Annotated in this window: 6 protein-coding genes; 2 read left to right on the top strand and 4 right to left on the bottom strand. The window is 43.2% G+C overall.

All coding sequences use genetic code 11. From position 1 onward, the window contains the following. The 4 genes from EI161_RS12980 to lipB form a co-directional block, all read right to left on the bottom strand. The coding region (locus EI161_RS12980; RefSeq protein ID WP_192524937.1) for a transposase at positions 1-211 on the bottom strand (211 nt) is incomplete at its 3' end. Between the two features lie 151 nt (positions 212-362). Beyond that, positions 363-836 carry a hypothetical protein gene (locus tag EI161_RS12975; protein ID WP_192524831.1) on the bottom strand — a complete coding sequence of 158 codons (474 nt, stop codon included), beginning with the start codon at positions 834-836 and terminating at the stop codon, positions 363-365. A gap of 201 nt (positions 837-1,037) precedes the next feature. Beyond that, positions 1,038-1,568, bottom strand: a complete 531-nt coding sequence (locus EI161_RS12970) for an inorganic diphosphatase (protein ID WP_192524832.1) — start codon at positions 1,566-1,568, stop codon at positions 1,038-1,040. Positions 1,569-1,764: 196 nt separating this feature from the next. Then, on the bottom strand, positions 1,765-2,634 hold the full coding sequence (gene lipB / locus EI161_RS12965; RefSeq protein ID WP_192524833.1) for a lipoyl(octanoyl) transferase LipB: 870 nt from the start codon (positions 2,632-2,634) through the stop codon (positions 1,765-1,767). 409 nt (positions 2,635-3,043) lie between these two features. On the opposite strand from lipB, the gene EI161_RS12960 reads away from it, so the two are divergent. Both EI161_RS12960 and EI161_RS12955 read left to right on the top strand, forming a co-directional pair. Next, positions 3,044-4,528, top strand: a complete 1,485-nt coding sequence (locus EI161_RS12960; protein WP_192524834.1) for a coniferyl aldehyde dehydrogenase — start codon at positions 3,044-3,046, stop codon at positions 4,526-4,528. Positions 4,529-4,952: 424 nt separating this feature from the next. Then, a complete protein-coding gene (locus EI161_RS12955; protein ID WP_225735389.1) occupies positions 4,953-6,146 on the top strand; it encodes an ABC transporter substrate-binding protein in 1,194 nt (397 codons plus the stop codon). Positions 6,147-6,189 lie beyond the last annotated feature (43 nt).

Here is a 6,189-nt window from a genome sequence, read left to right as displayed (position 1 = left end):
TATTACTGCGAGACCAGCGCTGGTAAGCTTTATAGATGGTATTGGGCTTGCCAAAATACTCGGGTAAGTCGCGCCAAGGACAGCCAACACGCATGCGATAAAGCACGCCTTCAACCGTTTGTCTAAGATTTCCTTTGTCATAGATATTAAGTTCTAGTAATATAGGTTTCAGTCTTGTCCAGTGTTCATCTTTGAGCATAGTGCGAGGCATAGCGAACGATATCTTTTTTGTGTGAGAACTTAAAGATTAACCGTTCGCTATTTTTTTTGCCAGAAATTTATATCCAATGTTCAACACGCCCTAGTTAGTCGGAAAGGATGCTTGATAAAAATGTCGACAGACAAGACACTTCAGTTTTCTTTTAGCCAAAGATACGCCACATTATCCAAAATAACCCTGCCATAATAATCGCTATAACCAATAATCGCTTCGCCCAATAAGGAACAAGCGGTTTTTTATAGCTTAAATCATTGAGCTTGCTATCAACGCCTTCTTGCAAGCTCTGAAAATTTTGTTCAGACGGCGTGGTTTTGACGCGGTTTTTTATTAATTTTCCAGACTCGTCTTCATCCTCAGCTTCTTGCTCTCTATCAAAGCTAATAGCATGGTTCGGGATGCCTTGCTTGCTTGCGATAGTATTGAGCTTTTGCTGCTGCTTTACTTTCAATTCGGTCTCGTACGCATCAATTCGAACTTTGGCATCATCCATACTGATATTTTCGTCCGCGGCCAATGTTTTAATGGCCATTGCCAGGTTGTTTTTTTCGATCATCATAATGATCGCTTTTGGCAGTTTTGCATTGACTGGGTTTGAGTTGGGGTCGGAGTTGAACATGACGATCCTTAGTACGACGTAGAAATGTGAATAGGCGGGACGGTTTATTATACCTACTTTAAATAGCTAGGGCGTGTCATCTTGATGACACAGCTTGACATTCAAGCAAAAAAATACCGCAGCCATCATCGTGTCTGCGGTATTTTTCATAAAGCCTATCTTATTTATGATAAACCTCATGTTATAAGCTATCCGGACTAATTATAGATCTTTCCAGCGCTGGATAGATTCTTTAATCACTTCTTTGGCTTCTGCAACGTCACCCCAAGATTCAACGACCGTTGTACCTGGTTTTTTAAGGTCTTTATAGTGGCTGAAATGGAACTCTAACTGGTTGATTAGCTGCTTTGGTAGGTCCGCTAGGCTGTTGTAAGCATTGCCTGTATCACGGTCGTCAGCTGGTACGACGACGATCTTGTCATCGACTTCGCCGTCATCAACGAACTTCATGACGCCAATTACTTTGGCTTTTAAGAAAATGCCAGTGGTTAAAGGCTGTTCTGTAATGATTAAGGCATCAAGCTCGTCGCCATCTTCATCAAGAGTCTGTGGGATAAAACCATAGTTACAAGGTTTGGCAAAGATTTGCGGGTCAACACGATCAAGCTCAAATACCGCCAATTCGCGGTTCCATTCGATTTTATGGCTGCTACCGGTTGGGATTTCTACTACGACGTTAATGATGCCGCCGTCGACGTCGCCTGCGTCTAAAATTTTATTAAAATCTGCCATAAATTGCTCCAATGTGCTTTTGTTATAAATACTTGAACAGTAAAGGGTGAAATGTTGGTGCGGCATAGTTATCGCTGCGCCCAGTTTGTGCCGCCTGCGATTATAACAAGTTTGACTCAAATTTTCTCATAATGCTTAAGTCCAAGCATGCAAGATATTATGCGTAAAAGGATTATGCAAAAAAGACTCAAAGACATTACTTTGACGCTTTTGGCGCTAACGCACGCAATTCAATGTGTCCTGCATGACGCTGAGCAATATTATCGATGAGCTTTTGCGTGACTTGCTCATAACTTAACGATTGAGGAGTCAGTTTGTTTTGAGTTTCGTCCAAGGCTGTAACTTTTGACTGCTGCTTTGACTGCTGCATTGGCACAAAGTCTGCCAATCGTAACATTTGCATCCCTGCATAACCGCACGGATTAATGGCGTTAAATGCTGACAAATTACAGTTTAAATTAAGAGCAATACCATGGTAGCTAAAACCGTGCTTGATTTTGAAACCTAGAGAAGCGATTTTCCCTAGCATGATTGCATCATCTGCTGGTGCGTTAGATGGCAGTTGTGACAGCTCATCAGATGAAGCGCTATATGAGCTGCCGTATAAGTAAACCCCAGGTGCATCACGGCGAGCATGGGCGCTGATATGAGTGCTGTCAGGTGACGATTGACTTTTTATACAATCGTTGACGACGTCTTCAATGGCTTGTTCGGCATGCGATACCATGTTGCGTACACTCCAGCCTAAGCTATTTAAATCAAACAACCAGTAAATAACCAGTTGTCCGTGCCCGTGCCAAGTTACTTGTCCACCACGATCCGTTTTGATAATAGGGGTGTTGGTACGTTGCAAAATGTGCTCTTCTTTACCGGCTTGTCCAAGGGTATAAACGTCATTGTGATCGACAATCCATAGCTCGTCTGGGGTACGTAACCCTTGCTCTTTTTTAAGTTCGATACGCGCTAGCGTACGCGCTAGCATGGCGTCGAGGGTAGGAACATAGTCGGCGGCTGAGAATGATTTACTGACTAGCATATCATTGAGCGGTTGGGGGGCATTTTGCATGAGGGTGGCTGTCTTCTGGTTTTGTTATTAAAAGGTAGGTCCATTACTGATATTCAGTGTAGCAGTTTTAGCATTTCTGCCCAAACTTAAATTTCAATAATAAATGCATCAATTTTAAGAAGATATCTATTAAGAAGATATTTATATAGGGCTATAAAAATAGCAGCAAATATCAGCAATATAAGCATTGCCTGACACGTATTTCATACAAACTCAGTAGTCAACTAAAGACGCTGTTCATCGAGCAGTCAATGCGCTACATTAAAGTACAATGAATGGAATCTCATTAGGGTTTGTTTACGGAGGTTACTATTGACGTAACACTCTGACTACCATCCTCTGATTAGAAATATAGAGCCTTTAACCCAATATAATATATCGACTCTAACGCATATAACAAGGAAGATAAATGACAGATAACAATCAAGATATCCATAAGCAACCCTCGCTCGATACAAATTTAGAGCAACAACTGGCGCCCAAAACGCTTAGCACAGCCAATACCGTTGACGAGATGCAAGCGCAATTTGCTCGCTTGCAGACATTGAGCCGTACCCAGCCGATTAATGATTGGGGGACGCGGGAAACGTTATTAGACAATTTAGAAGTAATGCTTAGCGACAATCAAGAAAGCTTTGCCAAGGCCATTAGTGCAGATTTTGGTTATCGTAGCGAATCAGAAACCCAGTTTGCCGAATTATTCCCCAGTTTTACTGGTATCAGCCATGCCAAAAAACACGGTAAAAAATGGATGAAATCGCAGCGAGCTTCTATTTCAGCGCTGTATATGCCGGCCCACAATGAAATCCAGCCACAGCCATTAGGGGTGGTCGGCATCATGGTACCTTGGAACTATCCGTTATTTTTAGCCATAGGACCGATGATTGATGCGCTTACTGCGGGCAATCGCATTATGATTAAAATGAGTGAAGCGGCACCGCAGTTTGCCCAGACATTTGCTGATGCTATTGCGCGCTATTTCTCCCCAGATATGATTTGTGTGGTGCTGGGCGAAGTTGATATTGCTGTCGCCTTTAGTGAGTTACCATTTGATCACTTACTGTATACCGGCTCTACAGCAGTCGGTAAAAAGGTCATGGCTGCTGCTGCCCCTAATTTGACCCCAGTAACACTTGAGCTGGGTGGTAAATCGCCTGTTGTTGTCCTAGAGGGTGCAAACTTAGAAAACGCGGTCAATCGAGTAATGATGGGCAAAACACTGAATGCGGGTCAAACTTGTATTGCCCCTGATTATGTGTTGATTCAGCGTCAATATCATGAAGAGTTTATCCGTCTGGCAAAAGAGTGGGTGGAAAAGCACTACCCTGATTTCGAAAATAATCCTGATTACTCGCGTATTATTAATGGTGAGCAGTTTAAACGCGTTAAAGGCTATTTGGATAATTTAGCGGGTGAGAGCATTCACCAGCTTACCAATGTTGATTCCAATATCGAAACCCGTCTTATGCCACCAGTTATCGTCAGCGAACCTGCGCCTGATAGCGATGTGATGCAAAATGAGATTTTCGCACCGGTGTTACCATTAATGCACTATGACACTCTTGATGATGCGATTGATTTTATCAACGAGCGTCCACGTCCATTGGCGCTATACGTCTTTGGTGACAATAGCCATGAGCTAGACAAGGTTCGTACCAACACCGTATCCGGCGGTTTATGTATCAATGAAGTCATGGTGCATGTATTGCAATATGACTTACCGTTTGGCGGCGTTGGCGATTCAGGCACAGGTGTTTACCATGGTAAAGCTGGCTTTGAGCGTTTAAGCCATATGAAACCCATCTTTGTACAATCTAAACTTAATGGTTTAAACGTTTTATTACCTCCATATGGTGGGCTATTTAAAAAGGCGATGGCACTGTTTTTAAAGTAGCTGTGCTTAAATTAGTCGCTGCCTAGATGCTGGATTCAATTTGTATCTAGGCAGTTATGAATAATAGGTTGTGATAAGCGAACTCATCAGTAATAACATCTACTTAGGTAGGTGTTATTTTTTTTGTAAAAATTTAGCGATGAGAGAACTATGATGAGAGAGCTATAAAATTGAATGACGCCCGTGCTATATATTATTTATTATAAAAATATCTTTAATAGTGTATAAATAAGTGTTTGTCATCGTCTTTATAAGTCGCTACACTTTGTAGATAGTCTAAACAACAGTAGGGCTCTGTTGAAGCCAATACTCTGTACAAGTGATTGATAGATATAAAATCGTGCAGGGTAAAGCGAACGCTGTCAATTGGTGGGTGGCTGAATAAGGGTTTTAGTGCCGATATGAATAATAAATAGGACAGAGCATGCGTCAATGGATTGCGTTAAGTTTACTGTGTATGAGTGCGTTGCTACTGCCCGTGTCGGCGTCCGCAGCCTGTGAGTCACCAATTAAATTTGGCGCACTGACGTGGGAGAGCGGACAGTTCATCTCTGGCGTGCTGAGATATATTGCTGAAGATGGCTATGATTGTACGGTTGAAGAGGTGCCAGGAGCGGGGCCTGCACTTGAGACAGCACTATCACAAAACGATATCCAAGTCATTGGTGAACAATGGGTTGGACGCTCGCCAATCATGGAGCAGGCCATTGCACAGAATAAGGTAGCTGTCATCGGTGATACGCTCAAAGGCGGCGCGACACAAGGCTGGTATGTTCCTAAATATGTACTGGAAGAAAATCCGGGGTTGCGTAGCTATCAAGATTTGCCTAAATATGCTGGGTTGTTTAAAGATCCCGAAAATCCTGGCAAATCACGTTTTATGAACTGTCCATCTGGTTGGACGTGTGAGATTTTTAATACACGCCTGCTCAAAAATACTGGTCTGGACGGCGTGTTTAATAACGCGCATCCCGGTACGGGTGCCGCTCTTGATGCCGAGATTTCCTCCGCTTTTGAACAGCACAAACCGCTGTTGTTTTATTACTGGCAGCCGACTGGCTTGATGGCAAAATATGATTTTGCGCCATTAAGTTTTCCTGCTTACAAGGATGAGTGCTGGCAAGACTTGCTACTCGCTGACGGCACTTCTAACTGTGTCTCTGGGTTCCCTGTATCCCCATTGGGTGTCGCTGTATCCACGCCATTTATCGATACCAATCCAGAACTAGCCGCGGTATTTAAAAAAGTACAGTTTACCTCTGATGAGCTCAATGGCGCTATCTTAGAGATGAGTGAAAGTAAGCGTAACGGTGAGGAGCAAGCGTTGGTGTTTTTGCGTGCCAACCCCAGTGTTTGGCAAGCATGGTTATCGGATGAAGCGGCCACCAATCTCGCTGCTAAATTAGGTATTAGTCTAACAGGCGCTGCTGTCTCGACTGATAAAGCATCTACTACTAACCAACTGGGTTTATCCTCAAGCTTTCCTTCATGGTCTCTTGAAACCCCACTTAATAACGCCTTAGCAAGCGTTGTGCAAAATTACGGTGACGTATTCCGCACTATTAGCACTATGGCGCTCACTTATCTACTACTTCCTATCGAACGCCTATCAATCTAACGAAAGAGGACTCCACCCGACGCTAGGGTGGAGGTGAATTTCG

This window comes from Psychrobacter sp. FME5, assembly GCF_014861375.1.
In the GTDB taxonomy this organism is placed as follows: Bacteria; Pseudomonadota; Gammaproteobacteria; order Pseudomonadales; family Moraxellaceae; genus Psychrobacter.
This window is presented reverse-complemented; position numbering and strand designations above follow the sequence as displayed.